Annotated in this window: 13 protein-coding genes; 8 read left to right on the top strand and 5 right to left on the bottom strand. The window is 37.1% G+C overall.

Annotated elements, in window-relative coordinates; genetic code table 11:
* Nucleotides 1–454: 454 nt before the first annotated feature.
* Both tamB and tamA read right to left on the bottom strand, forming a co-directional pair.
* The gene (gene tamB / locus BTO22_RS19305) at nt 455–4,246 is read right to left on the bottom strand and encodes an autotransporter assembly complex protein TamB (protein WP_105056884.1); all 3,792 of its coding nucleotides are present in this window, start codon (nt 4,244–4,246) and stop codon (nt 455–457) included.
* The gene (gene tamA, locus BTO22_RS19300; protein ID WP_105056883.1) at nt 4,243–5,964 is read right to left on the bottom strand and encodes an autotransporter assembly complex protein TamA; all 1,722 of its coding nucleotides are present in this window, start codon (nt 5,962–5,964) and stop codon (nt 4,243–4,245) included. The genes tamB and tamA overlap by 4 nt, the downstream gene beginning before the upstream one ends.
* A 137-nt stretch (nt 5,965–6,101) precedes the next feature.
* Here tamA and msrA point away from each other — a divergent pair, with 137 nt between their 5' ends.
* Nucleotides 6,102–6,662: a peptide-methionine (S)-S-oxide reductase MsrA gene (gene msrA / locus BTO22_RS19295; RefSeq protein WP_258132719.1), complete on the top strand. Its 561-nt coding sequence runs from the start codon at nt 6,102–6,104 to the stop codon at nt 6,660–6,662.
* A 50-nt stretch (nt 6,663–6,712) separates the two neighbouring features.
* Here msrA and BTO22_RS19290 read toward each other — a convergent pair whose 3' ends face one another.
* Nucleotides 6,713–6,922, bottom strand: coding sequence for a DUF1107 domain-containing protein (locus BTO22_RS19290; RefSeq protein ID WP_105056898.1), 210 nt, complete (start codon nt 6,920–6,922; stop codon nt 6,713–6,715).
* A gap of 250 nt (nt 6,923–7,172) precedes the next feature.
* On the opposite strand from BTO22_RS19290, the gene BTO22_RS19285 reads away from it, so the two are divergent.
* The 7 genes from BTO22_RS19285 to BTO22_RS19255 all read left to right on the top strand — a co-directional run bounded on the left by BTO22_RS19285 (nt 7,173) and on the right by BTO22_RS19255 (nt 12,434).
* Nucleotides 7,173–7,724 carry a YtfJ family protein gene (locus tag BTO22_RS19285; RefSeq protein WP_105056881.1) on the top strand — a complete coding sequence of 184 codons (552 nt, stop codon included), beginning with the start codon at nt 7,173–7,175 and terminating at the stop codon, nt 7,722–7,724.
* 68 nt (nt 7,725–7,792) lie between these two features.
* Nucleotides 7,793–8,083, top strand: coding sequence for a DUF2607 family protein (locus BTO22_RS19280; RefSeq protein ID WP_105056880.1), 291 nt, complete (start codon nt 7,793–7,795; stop codon nt 8,081–8,083).
* A 47-nt stretch (nt 8,084–8,130) separates the two neighbouring features.
* The gene (gene zrgA, locus BTO22_RS19275) at nt 8,131–8,751 is read left to right on the top strand and encodes a zinc uptake protein ZrgA (RefSeq protein ID WP_105056879.1); all 621 of its coding nucleotides are present in this window, start codon (nt 8,131–8,133) and stop codon (nt 8,749–8,751) included.
* Nucleotides 8,752–8,786: 35 nt separating this feature from the next.
* Nucleotides 8,787–9,473, top strand: coding sequence for an ABC transporter ATP-binding protein (locus tag BTO22_RS19270; RefSeq protein ID WP_105056897.1), 687 nt, complete (start codon nt 8,787–8,789; stop codon nt 9,471–9,473).
* Nucleotides 9,470–10,729, top strand: coding sequence for an ABC transporter permease (locus tag BTO22_RS19265; protein ID WP_105056878.1), 1,260 nt, complete (start codon nt 9,470–9,472; stop codon nt 10,727–10,729). Before BTO22_RS19270 ends, BTO22_RS19265 begins: the two co-directional genes overlap by 4 nt.
* A 10-nt stretch (nt 10,730–10,739) precedes the next feature.
* Complete coding sequence (locus BTO22_RS19260; protein ID WP_105056877.1) at nt 10,740–11,225, top strand: DUF3299 domain-containing protein; 486 nt, start codon at nt 10,740–10,742, stop codon at nt 11,223–11,225.
* Nucleotides 11,226–11,540: 315 nt separating this feature from the next.
* Complete coding sequence (locus BTO22_RS19255; RefSeq protein WP_105056876.1) at nt 11,541–12,434, top strand: TIGR03899 family protein; 894 nt, start codon at nt 11,541–11,543, stop codon at nt 12,432–12,434.
* 56 nt (nt 12,435–12,490) lie between these two features.
* Here the strand turns inward: BTO22_RS19255 and cysC are convergent, their stop codons facing one another.
* Together cysC and BTO22_RS19245 are read right to left on the bottom strand one after the other, a co-directional pair.
* Nucleotides 12,491–13,105, bottom strand: coding sequence for an adenylyl-sulfate kinase (cysC, locus tag BTO22_RS19250; protein WP_105056875.1), 615 nt, complete (start codon nt 13,103–13,105; stop codon nt 12,491–12,493).
* A 14-nt stretch (nt 13,106–13,119) separates the two neighbouring features.
* Nucleotides 13,120–14,847, bottom strand: coding sequence for an SLC13 family permease (locus tag BTO22_RS19245; protein ID WP_105056874.1), 1,728 nt, complete (start codon nt 14,845–14,847; stop codon nt 13,120–13,122).
* Between the last annotated feature and the right edge of the window lie 9 nt (nt 14,848–14,856).

The raw sequence follows: 14,856 nt of genomic DNA, 5'->3' as shown, positions 1-14,856 counted from the left end.
ATTACATAAAAGTAATTTTGTGTAGTCACTCAGTTCATTGATTATTTTGCTTGTCTTACTTCGAGAAGCAAGAACAAACTAGTGATTATCAACTCACAAGTGCCCACACAGATTAATAGATTTCAAATTGTTAAAGAGCTTTTCTTCTACTTTCAAAGCTTTTTCGCTTTTCTGTGAAGACGAAGGTCATTTTATCGATTTAAGTCTCAGTGTCAAGCACTTATTTGAAACTTAATTCTGAACCGTTTTTATAACCAACCCTTAGCTGCTCTATGTTGAGCGCTCCGTGTCAGTGAGGTCGCATTATAGAGAGCTCGATCATATTAGCAAGCTTTAAATGCTCTTTTTTCTATATTTTCTTACTGTTTGATGGTCATTTAAACGATAGTAAAGTTATACTTTATTACCCTTACGGGGAACACAGCTTTCCCACAGACTTATCCACAATTAATGTTTAATCAAAAGAAAATTGATAAATTAAGTCCACTGCACCATCAACTCCAGAAACTGCTTCTATATATAGATCACTGAGAATTCGATACCTTAATGTAAACTCTCCAATAGAATTAAAGATACCAACACCATATTTAACTTGTAAGTCTGGTGCTATATAACCGCTAATTGTTACTTGAGACTCCTCTCCTGATCCCGCTGTATCTAATTGCAGATCTTGAACTCCAAACGCTTGGCCTATTTCACCAACGACTTTGCCACTCTTTGCTAAGCTTAATCCTATTAAAGTTGTCGTCATTGCATTACCACCAGTATCACTACCAATATCCTGCCCTCTTAGTAAATAAGAAAGAGCGTTAGCTTGTGGCATACTAGGCGAAGAGAAAATTTCTATTTTGGGAGTATCCGCAGGGCCATTAACTCGAACTCCAGCAGTAACATCGTCTCTAGTATTATCAGGATTACGAATAGCTTCAATATCAACATAAGGTTGATCTGCCGGGCCATTAAATAATATCTTACCTTTAGTAATCTCAAGATCCTGACCAAACGAGCGATACGTTCCGTCTTTAATGTTTACCTCTCCAGTAATAAACGGGCCTTTATTCTTCTGAGTGATGTTCAACTTACCAATCAAGCCGCCCTCTAAACCAAATGCTGATAAAAGGACATCATCACCAATACTAATATTGATATCAGTTTCAACCTTCATTGGTAATGCAGTGCTTTTTTCTACTGGTTGTAAATCATCATTTAAAATGACCTCGTCTTTTGATATCCCAATAGCACTTTCAGGTAATTCTTTAACTACAATCCTTCCCCATGGAATACCAATAGAGCCTGTGATTTTTGCCAATGTCGGAATTATCCTAATTTTCATATCAGGTTTTACTTTTAATTTGACCATAGGTGGAACATTAACTTGAAGCTCTTTGCCATAAACATCTAATCCTACTTTCCAGTTAGCTAAGTCAGACCAATCACCAGTTCCTGTAATATTAAGGTCACCATCTGATGTAGTTATCACTGATGTTAGTTTCCCGCTATGACCAGCAAGGTTTATATTTATATTTCCGTCATTAATGTCTACAGGTGACACTTCCCCCTTTACTTCAATATTCTCAACGTTAAGGTCCCCTGATAATTTAGGGTGTTCTGCTTTACCCGAGATATTAATATCAGAATTAATCATTGCGTTTAATTGACTGTATTCACCAAGAAGGGGTTTAAGCATCTTTAATGAAAGCTGTTCGATCTTTGAGTTACCACTTAATTCTTTGCTTCCAGTAGGATTATCTATCTTAAGGTTTCCTTTCAGCAGACCATTGCCCGTTAATGAAATTAACCAATCGGTTGATAGTTCATCATTTTGCATTTCTGCATTAATAAGAATTTTATCCCACCCTACTTTAAGTGTTTCCTCCATTTTTTGTTGCACATTACCTTCTGGTAGATAGAGGGCAGCCTTAATATATGGTTTTGTGCCACTCGACCACTTGGCTAATGCATCAAGGTTAACCTCTCCTGTAATAGCAGTTTCTTCAGGTAAGAACTTCTTAATTTTATTGAATTCAAAATGCTTAATACTCACGTCTGCACTACCTGATTTTCCAGTTCTTAAATCTTTATTAAGACATAAAGAAGTATTCCCCTGACTCCAGCAATTCGCCTGTACAAAAAGCTCTTCTTTTTTAATATCATAAGCAAGAGAAGCTTTCTTATCTAATTTCCATGAGCCAATATCAGTATTAACATCAGCTTCACTCAACTCACCTTGCCATCCTTTATTTCGGTTTAGTGCACCTTTAAATAATAGATGGGAATCAATCACATTCGAATCTAAATCAATTTGTAATTTATGATTATGTTCTTTACCACTAAAACGGATAACCAAATCATTAAGGGCGTGCTTTTGATATTGGCCATCTAATAGATTGATACTCACATCAGCATCAATCATAGGTGTTGGTATAATATATCCCTGAATCGACGCTTTTTTTAATGTGCCTTCTTTAACTTTCAGACCTAAAGCATCTATATCAATATTAATTCGTGGCTCTGCTAGTTTTCCCGTTAATTCAATATTACCAACGATCTTTCCGAGAACCTCTGGGACACTATCTGACAACTCAGGGAAATCAATATCAACATCAAGATTCCACTCTTTATCTAAAGAACCTGAAATAGAAAGTCCATTATCGCCATGATTTAGGGTTAACTGTGAAATATCAATGTGTGGTTCACCAGCGCCATTAATATCATCGGCATTTAAGACACCATTAATATGCAACGGATATTTTCTAAATATACCATTAATATCAATAATAGGCGTGCTTACCTCCCAGCCACCTTTTTCTGTTAGATTTCCAGCAGTCACGATTTTCCCACTAATGTTACCTTCTGCTGCAGTCCATTGAAGTCCTGGTTGAATATTTTGTAAATAAACCGTACTTTTCCAATTAGCTAAAGAAGCCCAATTAACTTCAGCATTACCAGAAATAGTTCCGCCTAATGTATCAATCATGAAATCAGAAAAATTAACTTCCTGTAAGTTCCCTTTACCTTCCAGTCGAAGGTCTGTTTGAGGGATAGCCTTCCCGTCTATATATAAAGCTCCCGAAAATCGGTATTTATCAAGCTCTCCCTTTGCCTTTATATTAGGGACCGATAACTTAAACTCTTTTTCTCCGATTAATGGCCAATATAAATCGGTCTTAGATACATGAAGCTCAAAAGGCAACGTTTTCTCTAATGGTTGAACATCTATATCTACCGTCGCCTTTAACCCACCCAAAATGCGCAAATTAACATCTAAATCTGCAATGCTTCCTCCCGCAATCAGTTTAATTTTATGTCCTTTTAATTCAGTTTCTTTTAATTCAGCAGTTGCTTCTAGGTTTAATGGGTAATCATCTTTTAAAGTAATGTCATTTTTTAAAGACACATCTACTTGGGGCATATCTAAATAAAACTCTGAAATGTGTACATTAGATTCACCAGCAAATCCCTTAAAGTTTAATTGATTGATCTCTACAGGGACCTCTTGCTCTAAAATGAAATCACGTAACTTAAACTGTTCAACGTTAATATTAAGAGGGATATAAACATCTGGTAGAGTAATTGTCGTCTCATCCTCCGGTGCAGGGACTTTTTCTGTTGAAGGCCCTTTGATTCTACCCTTAGCTAACTCAACACGGATATGCTGCCACTTCAAAGGAGTAATAGTTAAATCACTTTTATATAGCTCTATACCTGTAGAAAACGTATTCCATTGAAGATGGTTACCTAAAATATTAGCATTAACATTATTAAGAGTAATATTGGATATATTTATGGGTAATGGAATAGAAAGCAGCTTATTTGGTGCCTCCTCTTTTTCATTAACTGATTGCTCAGTCGGTTGTGGTAATTTAGGGAAGTCTAAAGTCAATCCATTTATAGATATATCATCAATACAAATAGACGGCTGCATTAAGCATTTAGCTGTAATTGCTAGATGAAAGTCAGAGATATCAACATTAAGTAGCTCTTTATCCTTATAAGATACGCCAGATAAAGAGAATTCAGGAAGCAAACTTCCTTTTGTACTTTTTATTGATAGTTGAGGTAATGCTTTTTCGGCCCCCCAAACAATCAATTTTAATCCTGTGTTAGTAAAAACTAATGCTCCTATCAATAAGAGAGTAATTAGTAGGAAGCTTGGTAAAAATAACGCTAAACAAATACAATGACGGCTTAATTTATGCCTCTTTTTTAATATTTTTTTCTTTGCTTCTATATCTAAAGAACTCATATTTCAGGCCCTAACGTAAAATGAATTTTAAATTCATCACCAGGTTCAGCATCAAAGCCCCACGCAAAATCTAATCGAACAGGTCCAACAGGAGAGGCCCATCGAATCCCCATACCCGCCCCCATTTTCCAATCAGGTGTTTCTATCCAAGCATCACCGTAATCCACAAATGTTGCTAACCACCAATTGCCAACAACTCGATATTGATACTCTAGGCTTGTTGTTGCCATAAATTGACCACCAGTTAAATAACCTTCGCTATCTTTTGGAGACACCTCTTCATAACCATAACCACGAATACTATTGTCACCACCTGCAAAGAATCGGATAGATGGTGGTAATTTATAAAAGTTATCTGTATAAATTGCCCCGACTTCCGCCCTAGCAACACCTCGATGATTCTCCCCAAGGCTACGAATAATCGCTCCCTGGGCTTGAAGACGAAGTAGTTTGGCGTCAGAGGTTAGAGCTTGATCTGTAGCTTCAATCGTGAAGGCTTTTTTATCCCCCCACATTGGCATCGTGCCACCACGGCTCCGTGTCTGCGAAAACGAAATACCAGGAAGCACTAGCCATGCAGAACCATCTTGAATACCTTGGGTAAATTCTTCATAAAGAAAACGAGTGTAAATAGTACGGTGCCACCCAGAATCAAATACCCAATGCCTTTCAAAAGCCAAATTTGATTCTAAACTGTCGGTATCTCTATTATCTACATTCTTCAAACCATACTTAACAATGTAATAATCTTTAAGCACTTGCTCGAGAGGTATTTTATATGACACTGTTGCTTCTTGTTCTGGCTTTGAGACAGAAATAGCGCTATCTAGACTGTGCCCATATTGATTTAACCATGGTTTTTTCCAACGAATCTTACCTCTAACACCAACATCAGTGGAGTAACCAATACTTGTTTCGATTTGATTACGTACTTGTGGTGATAAATGAACTTTCATCGGTAACTGCCGGCTTTTTCCTACAGAGTTAAGATCAGGCTCAACATAAACAGAGGAAAACCATTCAGTATTAGAAAGTGATTGGTTTAGATCGCCAATTTGGCTTGCAAGGTATGGGTCACCCTCTTTAAAAGGAATAATTGAGCGGACACGCTTTTCTTCAATCTGGCTTCCTTTAATCGTCGTTACACCAAAGCTATAGCGCTGGCCACTATCATAATGCAAACGCACCATTGCCTGATGTCGCCCAGGAGCAACTTCTAATTGATTTAATGAAAAGTCTCCATCAAAATAGCCCTTCCTTAACGCTAAATTTTGTAATGTACTTTTCAAACTTTCATAACTACCATGATTTAATACTTGCCCTAAATTCAAACCAGAATTATCTACAGCTTGAATAAAATCGACATCATTTTTAGCCTCACCCGTAATTAATATATCACTGACATAGATATAAACAGGCTCTCCAGGGTCAATAGTGATTAAAAGAGTATGATCTCCTTCTTCCCCTTCAACGGTAAAAGTAGTTACTGGCTGGTAATAGCCTAACGCTTTGAGTGCGTCATTAATGCTTTCCTCAAGGCGAGATTGAAAGCGAAGAGAAACGGAATAATCTTCTTCTGGTATTTCTGAGATGTAAGCTTCTACATTACTCAATAAAGGTCCTTCTAAACCCTCAATGTCTAACTCTGTTTCGGCTATCACGTAAGCTGGCATAATAAACAAACAGGAAATAAAAAAGAGGGGTAACTTCTTTGTCATACTGATAATTATTCTATTGATTCAATAATACATTCTATGTAATGGTAATTTACTCGCTTTGTAGAGTAGCACAAGGTAAAACTCTTCCAAATGACTCAGGTGAAGGATGCGACATGACGATAAATAAAAGTAACGCGATGAATCTATCCCCTCATTTTATCTTTAACGTTAATTTAAATAACCAGCCTAAAGAGCATGATGTTATTTATTTTGGGATGGGTTGCTTTTGGGGAGCTGAGCGCCTCTTTTGGCAATTACCAGGCGTGTATTCTACCGCTGTTGGATATAGCGGAGGAAAAACAATAGATCCTACTTATAAAGAGGTTTGCTCAGGTAGTACTGAACATGCAGAAGTTGTTAAGGTCATTTTTGACCCTTCAATCATATCTATAGAAACCTTGCTTCATTCTTTTTGGCAAAAGCACGACCCCACTCAAGGAATGCGACAAGGCAATGATATCGGCACACAATATCGATCCGTAATTTATACTCATTCCAATCATCAACAATTAATTGCCGAACAAACAAAACAACAATACCAAACCGCCTTACGAGCACAAAACATTACCCACCCTATTACAACTGAAATTAAGGCAGCATCAACCTTCTATTTTGCAGAAGAAGAACACCAACAATACTTAGCCAAAAATCCAAATGGATACTGTGGCCTAGGTGGGACTGGGGTTTGTTTCATATAATTAAAAAAGGTGCTCTTTTCAGAAGCACCTTTTCTTTTTATTCATTGGTTTTAGGCTGGAGCAAGAGAAAGTTGACGAATATGCTGATTAACCTCACTCATAACTGATAGCATTTTTTTATTTTCATTATTTGGCATAAGGAGCTTCCCTCCGTCAAACTCGAATGAACCAACTCCCTCAATATGAAGCTTTCCTTTAAATAACGTTTTTACAAACCGAGCTACTTGAAGTGGTCGATAAGCCTTAAAATTTCTAAACATAGCCATTACCTCAATAATCCATATAAGGTTTTATTAATAGTCCATCAAAACATATTGTACATCGTCACTATGCCTTACCTAAAAATGTCTTTGAGAGACATCGAATAACATTATAAGACACAGAACAGCGTACAACAAGTTAGACTTCACATTTAATTAACAAATATCAATAATTACATATTACTGGTCGAATCGCTTTTTCTTTTTCTCTGCACTACACTATCCAAACTCATATCTAAGGATAACTATAATGAAAAAAGTAAAACTATTAGTACTCACAGCTTGCCTACTACCTTCCCTTTCTTTTGCTCACAACATTGTGCTAAATCAACCAGTACCATCAATCTCAGTAACCCAATATGGAGAGATTTTTTATGTTGATAATGCATTCCAATATAGCAAGTGGGATACAGAACAACTCAAAGGAAAAGTAAGAGTTCTGCAAGTTATTGCAGGCCGCAGTAGCGCTAAAGCAATGAATGCTGATCTTATGAGTGCCATTACGCTAGAAAAGTTCCCCGAAACAAAATATCAAACAACAACTATCATCAATCAAGACGATTCTATTTGGGGTACTGGTGGTTTTGTAAAATCTTCGGCTGAAGAAAGTAAAAAGGAATTCTCGTGGTCTTCTATGGTTCTTGATGAAAATGGTGCCGTAGCTAAAGCTTGGGATCTTAAAAAAGAAAATTCAACCATCATTGTTCAAGACCAACAAGGAAGCGTTCTTTTTGTTCAGGAAGGAAAGTTATCCGTTGATCAAATAAAGCAAGTGATCGACTTAATTCATAGTCAGCTTTAAATAAATGGCTTGCTTATAAAATGTTATATTATTACATTTACAACTCTAGATATCTTTAGGGCGGTATAATGCGATCGTATTTTTTTACTAAACAGCGCTGGTTGACTTGGAGTTTTGTTACTCTTTTAGTGCTGTTTGGTTTTCAAATTGCAAACCACCAAATAGATTCAAACATACAGCACCATGAAAATCACCATTGCCAATTATTTCACTCAATGGGTTCAGGCGTTCTTACTCATATTGTCTCTCTTCCAATTATTCCTCAACAAATCATATCTTCATTATTCTCTATTGTAGAAAATAATGACCCATCGTCTATTACCGTACACTCACGCGCTCCACCTTTTCTTATTTTTTAATTCAATAAATACATTAATTTATCACTCTTAAATAATAGGAAGCACACATGCTTATCTCTAATAAAAAAATGCTACTTAGTATCGCTATTTCTAGCTCTTTATTTTCAATTTCTTATGCTGCAAACGCTAATGACCACGACCATCATGATCACGGAAGTGAACATCGCCAACATGGAGCACATGTTCATGGTGTCATAGAGACTAATATTGCTCAAGATGGTGAACACCTACTATTTGAAATTACAGCTCCAGGTGCTGATGTTGTAGGTTTTGAGCATGCCCCTAAAAACGAAGAACAAAAACAAGTTCTTTCTCAAGCAGTAAAAACATTAAATAATCCAACCATGATTTTCACACTGCAAAAAGATGCGAAATGTACTTTAGAAGAGGTTCATGTTTCTCATAATCTAACTAACGATAACCACGACCACGACCACGACCACGACCACGACCAGCATGATGGTGAACACCATAAAGAACATAGCAAGCATGGCGAATTTAATGCCCAATATGAATACCATTGTGAAGCCATTTCACAACTAAATGAAATTGAAACTCAATGGTTTAAGCATTTTACTCATAGCCAAAAAATGACAGTTCAATATTTAGGTAACTCAGGGCAGAAAGCTACAACCCTCACTGCTGATGCACCGACTGTAAACTTATAAGCAGGCATGGCGGTGGTAACACCGCCATAATAATGATGAATATTATTGAATTATCAAATCTTACATTTTACTGGCCAAATCAAACAGAACGTACGCTGGACATTCCAATTTATCAACAAAATCAGGGGTCGAAAGTATTTATCAAAGGTCCTAGCGGCAGTGGTAAATCAACCTTACTTAGTCTACTTACTGGGATATTATCGCCAACGGAAGGGACCGTTATCATTAACGGTATAGACATCAATCAACTTACATCGAACCAAAGAGATCGATTTCGAGCTGACCATATTGGTTATATTTTCCAACAGTTTAATCTTCTTCCTTATTTATCGGTTATTGATAACGTTATATTGCCGTATCAATTCTCCTCCAAAAAATCGTTATCAAAACAAGAACTCATTAATGAAGCGAAACGTCTTTTAACTACGCTTCAATTACCTTCTTCTCATTTTGATAAGCCAATAACCGACCTCAGTATTGGCCAACAACAACGAGTCGCAGCAGCAAGAGCCTTTATTGGAAAGCCAAAATTAATTATTGCGGATGAACCCACCTCAGCATTAGATCACGAAACTCGATTTGCCTTTATTCAGCTCTTAATGAATGAGTGTGAAGAAAGTGGCGCAAGCTTGTTATTTGTCAGTCATGATCCTAGCTTAGAGTCTTTGTTTGACCACAGTATTGATTTGAGAGAACTGAATAACGTAGGAGATATCACATGATAGGTATCGCACAGCTGGCTTGGAAAAGTTTAAAAAACCGCAAAACAACCGTAATTCTAACCATTGTAACTATCGCTATTTCTGTCATGTTATTGATGGGCGTTGAACGCATTAGAACACAAGCGAAAACAAGCTTTGCCAACACAATTTCCAATACAGATTTAATCGTTGGAGCACGCTCAGGACAAGTAAACCTCTTACTTTATTCTGTATTTAGAATCGGTAATGCAACCAACAATATTGACTGGAAAAGTTATCAAGAGATTAGCAATCAACGCTCTGTAAAATGGTCAATCCCTATTTCTCTTGGTGATTCACACAAAGGCTTTCGAGTCATGGGAACCAATCAAGATTACTTCCGGTTTTATCAATATGGAAAAAAACAACCGTTAGCTTTTAAAGAAGGTAAGCCTTTTACTCAATTATTCGATGTAGTCCTCGGTGCAGATGTTGCAAAAAAACTGAACTATCATCTTGGAGATAAATTAATTATAGCCCATGGAATTAGTGATAAATCATTCACTCGCCATGATAAATTACCCTTTACGGTGACTGGTATTTTAAAACCAACAGGAACTCCAGTAGATAAAACATTACATGTCTCACTTGGCGCAATAGAAGCAATACATGTCGGTTGGGAAAGTGGGGCTCATCTAGGCAATACGCCAGATGCAAAAATCTTAGAACAACATAAATTTGAACCAAAAGAAATCACAGCATTTATGCTTGGACTTAATTCAAAAATCCAGACTTTTGCCCTGCAACGCTATATCAATGACTACACAAAAGAACCACTAAGCGCCATCCTTCCAGGAATAGCCTTACATGAATTATGGGGAATGATGTCTGTAGCAGAACAAGCATTGCTTGCTGTTTCTATCTTTGTTGTTGTAGCAGGTTTAATGGGAATGCTAACCAGTTTATTGACGAGCTTACAAGAACGGCGTCGAGAGATGGCTATTCTAAGATCAATGGGAGCGCAACCTAAGCATATTTTCACTTTACTGGTTAGCGAAGCAATCGTCATCACCAGTTTTGGGATCATCGTAGGTCTTATAGGCTTATACCTATCATTAGCAATATTACAGCCTATAATTCAGCAATATTATGGCATAGCCCTTGAACTAACACTACCAACATTATATGAGTTAAAATTACTCGCTGTTGTTTTGTTATCTGGCTTTATTATTGGGGTAATTCCGGCTATTCAAGCTTATAAAAACTCACTCAGCGACGGCATGACCATTAGACTTTAAGAGGTATCCCATGAAGAACAAACTGCTCGCTTTTATCTTACTCATATTGCCATTATTCGCACACAGTGATGATGTATTAAAACTGGATTGGATCGATTTAATTCCACAGCAAGAACGTCACCAATTTGATTCCGTAGGTATGCCAAAAATAGACCATAATGGTGGTACCATGCAGCAATCACTTGTTGGTGGGGTTAGGCAAGAGTTAAACGGAAGTATGGTGAAGATCCCCGGCTTTGTTATTCCACTTGAAGGGGATGACAAAATGATTACCGAGTTCTTACTTGTCCCTTATTTTGGTGCTTGCATCCATGTTCCACCACCACCACCAAACCAGATCATCTACGTAAAATTTGAGAAAGGCGCTCCGATTCAACAACTATGGGATGTGATTTACATTGTTGGAAAGCTAAAGACTGAAACTATTAATAGTGAACTTGCAGAAACAGGGTATCTTATCGAAGGTGTTCGCTTAGAAGAATATGACGACGAATAAATAGCGGCAACATAATTGCAAACACTGGTTTATTTTAAATAATCATACGTAATGAGAAAGATAAACCAGTGTTATTGCGTAACCACTAGCTAAGATAACGCCAAGTAATATTTTTTTAAAACTTAATCCTTTCATAACTCTTCCTATCTAGCACAACTAACGAATCAATATTTTAACAAATATTTATCATTTGGCTACATTCCAAGTGGTTTTTTATAAGTATTTTCTAAATATTGCTCCGATATTAAAGTTTTTATTTCCTAATACCGATAATATAAAAATAGAACCATTTAGTGATTAAGGCTAAGCAATCCCATGAGCTCACAACAAAGTGTCATCACAAAAGATGAACAACCTAAAGAACAACAAACACATAAAAAAGAACACTATGTTGTTAGTAGTGCTCGGCGCCTAAAAGAAATCGCACTAAAACAAGGTTTAGCCGCTAAACTTCATCCACCAAAACCAGAAGAAACATTATTAAAACGTGCCCTGTATAGAGAGAAGATCCTACGAGAACAACAGCAACAAAACTTAGAACAAATTATCAAGTTTGCTCACGATTATTGTAAAGATGAAACAGCCGGAGATCCTGATCCTGATTGGCTCCATCGATTCTTTGAAATGGCCCAAGACATTCATGATCCCTCAATGCAACGCTTATGGAGTCAAATTTTCAAACAAGAGGTAATAACTCCTGGTTCTACCTCAATGAAAGCATTAAAAGTATTAAAAGACATGACTCAACGTGAAGCTCAAACTTTTCAGCGTGCGGCATCATTAGCTTGTAGTTTTGGGCAAGACAATAGCAAAAAACTTTTGTTAGGTTATAAGTGTGCAGGCACTTTATTCAATTTCTATAAAGCTGACGGCCCACAATTAGTTCACTTAGGTAACTATAAACTTCCCTATTCAAGCTTGTTGTTATTAATTGAGCTCGGTTTATTACTTGGTACTGAACTTGAATCTGGTGAAATTGAATTTGAACCAGCACTGCCCCTTCAATATCAAGGAAAACAATTAGCAATAAAGCCAATGCAAAAAGGCTCTCGCCTTGTGTATTATCGCTTTAGCCCAACAGGTGCAGAACTGTGTAAATTATTAGGTAACAAACCCAACGAAAGTTATTACGATAATGTCATCGCTTTACTCAGCCAAAAGTTTATTGTGGAAACTGACGTAAAGAAAAGCATTTCAACCATGGCTTAAAAATAAGCGTCCAAACCTACCTCGGTTTGGGCGCTTAAATATTATTCATTTTAAAGTTAAATAATCTCTCGAACTCTTAATTCATTTAGGCATTGATCAACAAGTGCATCAATTGACTGACTACCAGCTGGTAAATCAATCTCAGGATTGAGCGGTTGTTGGTATTCTGAATCAATACCTGTGAAATGCTTTATCTCTCCCGCTCTTGCTTTCTTATATAACCCTTTCGGATCTCTTTTTTCGCACTCGCTCAATGATGTGTTTACAAATACTTCTAAGAACTCACTATTAGGTAATAAATTTCTCACCATTTCTCTTTCAGCTCTATGAGGTGAGATGAATGCACTTAATACAATTAGACCCGCATCTGCCATTAGTTTTGCTAGCTCACCAATACGTCGAATATTTTCTTGCCTATCATGATCCGAAAAGCCTAGATCCTGACATAAACCATGGCGAACATTATCACCATCCAACAAATAAGTATGATAGCCAAGCTCAGCAAGTTTAATTTCTAATGCACCAGCAATGGTTGATTTCCCTGCGCCTGACAATCCCGTAAACCATAGCACTGCGGGTTTTTGTTTCTTCAGTATCGAACGAGTTTCTTTCGTTACTAGGTGTTGATGCCAAACGATATTTTCATTTTTAACAACGTCTTTAACTGTCATGTTTCGTCCTTGAATTAAAATGGGAAAAAATAAGGGATTAGCGTCAATACCAATATCGAATAAATAATCGACATCGGCAATCCCACTTTTACGTAATCAAGTAGCGTGTAATTACCCACACTAAATACTAATAAATTAGTTTGGTAACCATAGGGAGAAATAAAACTCGCACTGGCTCCAAAAAGAACCGCCATAATAAAAGGCATAGGATCAACACCATAGCCAAGCGCCATACTATAGCCAATAGGAAAAGCGAGAGCCGCTGCTGCATTATTAGTAATTAATTCCGTTAATACGAGAGTAATCAAATAGACAGCAATTAACGCCCCCATCACTCCCCATCCATTAAACAATGTGATAAACATATCGCCAAGCTGAACTGACAATCCTGATGACAACATCAATTGAGCGATTGATAATGCGGCGCCAACAATAACAACGATATCAATGGGAAATCGACGACGTAACTCACCAACATTAATCACTCCTAACGCTAAAAGAGCCAACAAATAAACAGACAACCCCTTAATAATTGGAAATATATCTAACAACTCAGCGGCAACAACTCCTGCAAACCCTAATAAAACTAAAGCGCTTTTATCTCCATCTAGTTTTGCTGCTGAATCTAAATCACTAATAATGACAAACTCTCGCTTAAGCTGCTGTTTACTTTGTTCAAAATTTTTACCTGGCACTAAGACTAACGTATCGCCAGCTTGCAATTCAATTTTCCCCAAGCCACCTTCAAGGCGTTCGTGCCCACGTCGAATAGCTACGACTACTGCATCAAACCGATCTCTAAATTGTGACGATTTAATGCTCTTCCCGCGAATAGAAGCTGACTGGCTTACCACGACTTCAATTAAATTTTGCCCATTTAAATGATGTTGACCAAAAAGTGTTAACCCATTTATTTCTTGCAACGTAGTAACGCTTTCAATATCACCACAAAAAAGCAGTCGGTCTCCTGCAAGCAGCACCATTTCAGGATCAACTGATGCAATGGTTTTCCCTTCTCTTATCACTTCTGCTAAAAATAACTTCCGTAAAGCTCGTAAATTATTCTCTGCAATTGATTTACCAACCAATGGAGAGCCACCTTCAACCCTCGCCTCTAAAAAATAAGGTAATTCATCATTACTACCTTCATCGTATGCCGGTAATAAATAACTCAATGGAATTAAAATTAATAACCCACCAAACAATACCGCCAGTCCAATTGCGGTTGGAGCAAAGAAACTCAAACTTGGTAAGCCAGCATCTTCAACAAAACTATTAATAATAAGGTTGGTTGATGTGCCAATTAGGGTCAGTGTTCCACCTAAAATAGCAGCATAAGAAAGAGGAATAAGAAGACGGGATGGTGCATGACGTTGATTACGTTTTATTGCACCAATTAAAGAAACCACTACCGCGGTATTATTAGTAAAAGAAGAAAGGACAGCAGTCGATAGACCTAATTTGCCTACCACACTCCCTAGCCTTCCTTCTGAAATATAACGCCCTACCCAACTGATAAGACGTGTTTTTTCTAAAGCACAAGAACTCAGGATCAATAGCACTAATGTCAATAATGACGAGTTAGTAAAGTTTTTTGCCAAGCTAGGTAAATCAAGCATCCCTACCATAAAAGCAATAAACGCCGAGCCCGCAAAAATCACACTAGGTTTTAATTTACTCGCTAATAAACTAACGATAATAAATGCCAACAATGCTAGAACGAATCCTTGTTCCCATGCCATAAAATATTC

Origin of the sequence: Aliivibrio sifiae (assembly GCF_002954705.1) — a bacterium.
GTDB lineage: Bacteria > Pseudomonadota > Gammaproteobacteria > Enterobacterales > Vibrionaceae > Aliivibrio > Aliivibrio sifiae_A.
This window is presented reverse-complemented; position numbering and strand designations above follow the sequence as displayed.

Excerpts from the sequence above, each read along its gene's own strand:
- tamB (WP_105056884.1), bottom strand. The coding sequence starts at position 4,246 with ATGAGTTCTTTAGATATAGAAGCAAAGAAAAAAATATTAAAAAAGAGG.
- tamA (WP_105056883.1), bottom strand. The coding sequence starts at position 5,964 with ATGACAAAGAAGTTACCCCTCTTTTTTATTTCCTGTTTGTTTATTATG.
- msrA (WP_258132719.1), top strand. The coding sequence starts at position 6,102 with ATGAATCTATCCCCTCATTTTATCTTTAACGTTAATTTAAATAACCAG.
- BTO22_RS19290 (WP_105056898.1), bottom strand. The coding sequence starts at position 6,922 with ATGTTTAGAAATTTTAAGGCTTATCGACCACTTCAAGTAGCTCGGTTT.
- BTO22_RS19285 (WP_105056881.1), top strand. The coding sequence starts at position 7,173 with ATGAAAAAAGTAAAACTATTAGTACTCACAGCTTGCCTACTACCTTCC.
- BTO22_RS19280 (WP_105056880.1), top strand. The coding sequence starts at position 7,793 with ATGCGATCGTATTTTTTTACTAAACAGCGCTGGTTGACTTGGAGTTTT.
- zrgA (WP_105056879.1), top strand. The coding sequence starts at position 8,131 with ATGCTTATCTCTAATAAAAAAATGCTACTTAGTATCGCTATTTCTAGC.
- BTO22_RS19270 (WP_105056897.1), top strand. The coding sequence starts at position 8,787 with ATGAATATTATTGAATTATCAAATCTTACATTTTACTGGCCAAATCAA.
- BTO22_RS19265 (WP_105056878.1), top strand. The coding sequence starts at position 9,470 with ATGATAGGTATCGCACAGCTGGCTTGGAAAAGTTTAAAAAACCGCAAA.
- BTO22_RS19260 (WP_105056877.1), top strand. The coding sequence starts at position 10,740 with ATGAAGAACAAACTGCTCGCTTTTATCTTACTCATATTGCCATTATTC.
- BTO22_RS19255 (WP_105056876.1), top strand. The coding sequence starts at position 11,541 with ATGAGCTCACAACAAAGTGTCATCACAAAAGATGAACAACCTAAAGAA.
- cysC (WP_105056875.1), bottom strand. The coding sequence starts at position 13,105 with ATGACAGTTAAAGACGTTGTTAAAAATGAAAATATCGTTTGGCATCAA.
- BTO22_RS19245 (WP_105056874.1), bottom strand. The coding sequence starts at position 14,847 with ATGGCATGGGAACAAGGATTCGTTCTAGCATTGTTGGCATTTATTATC.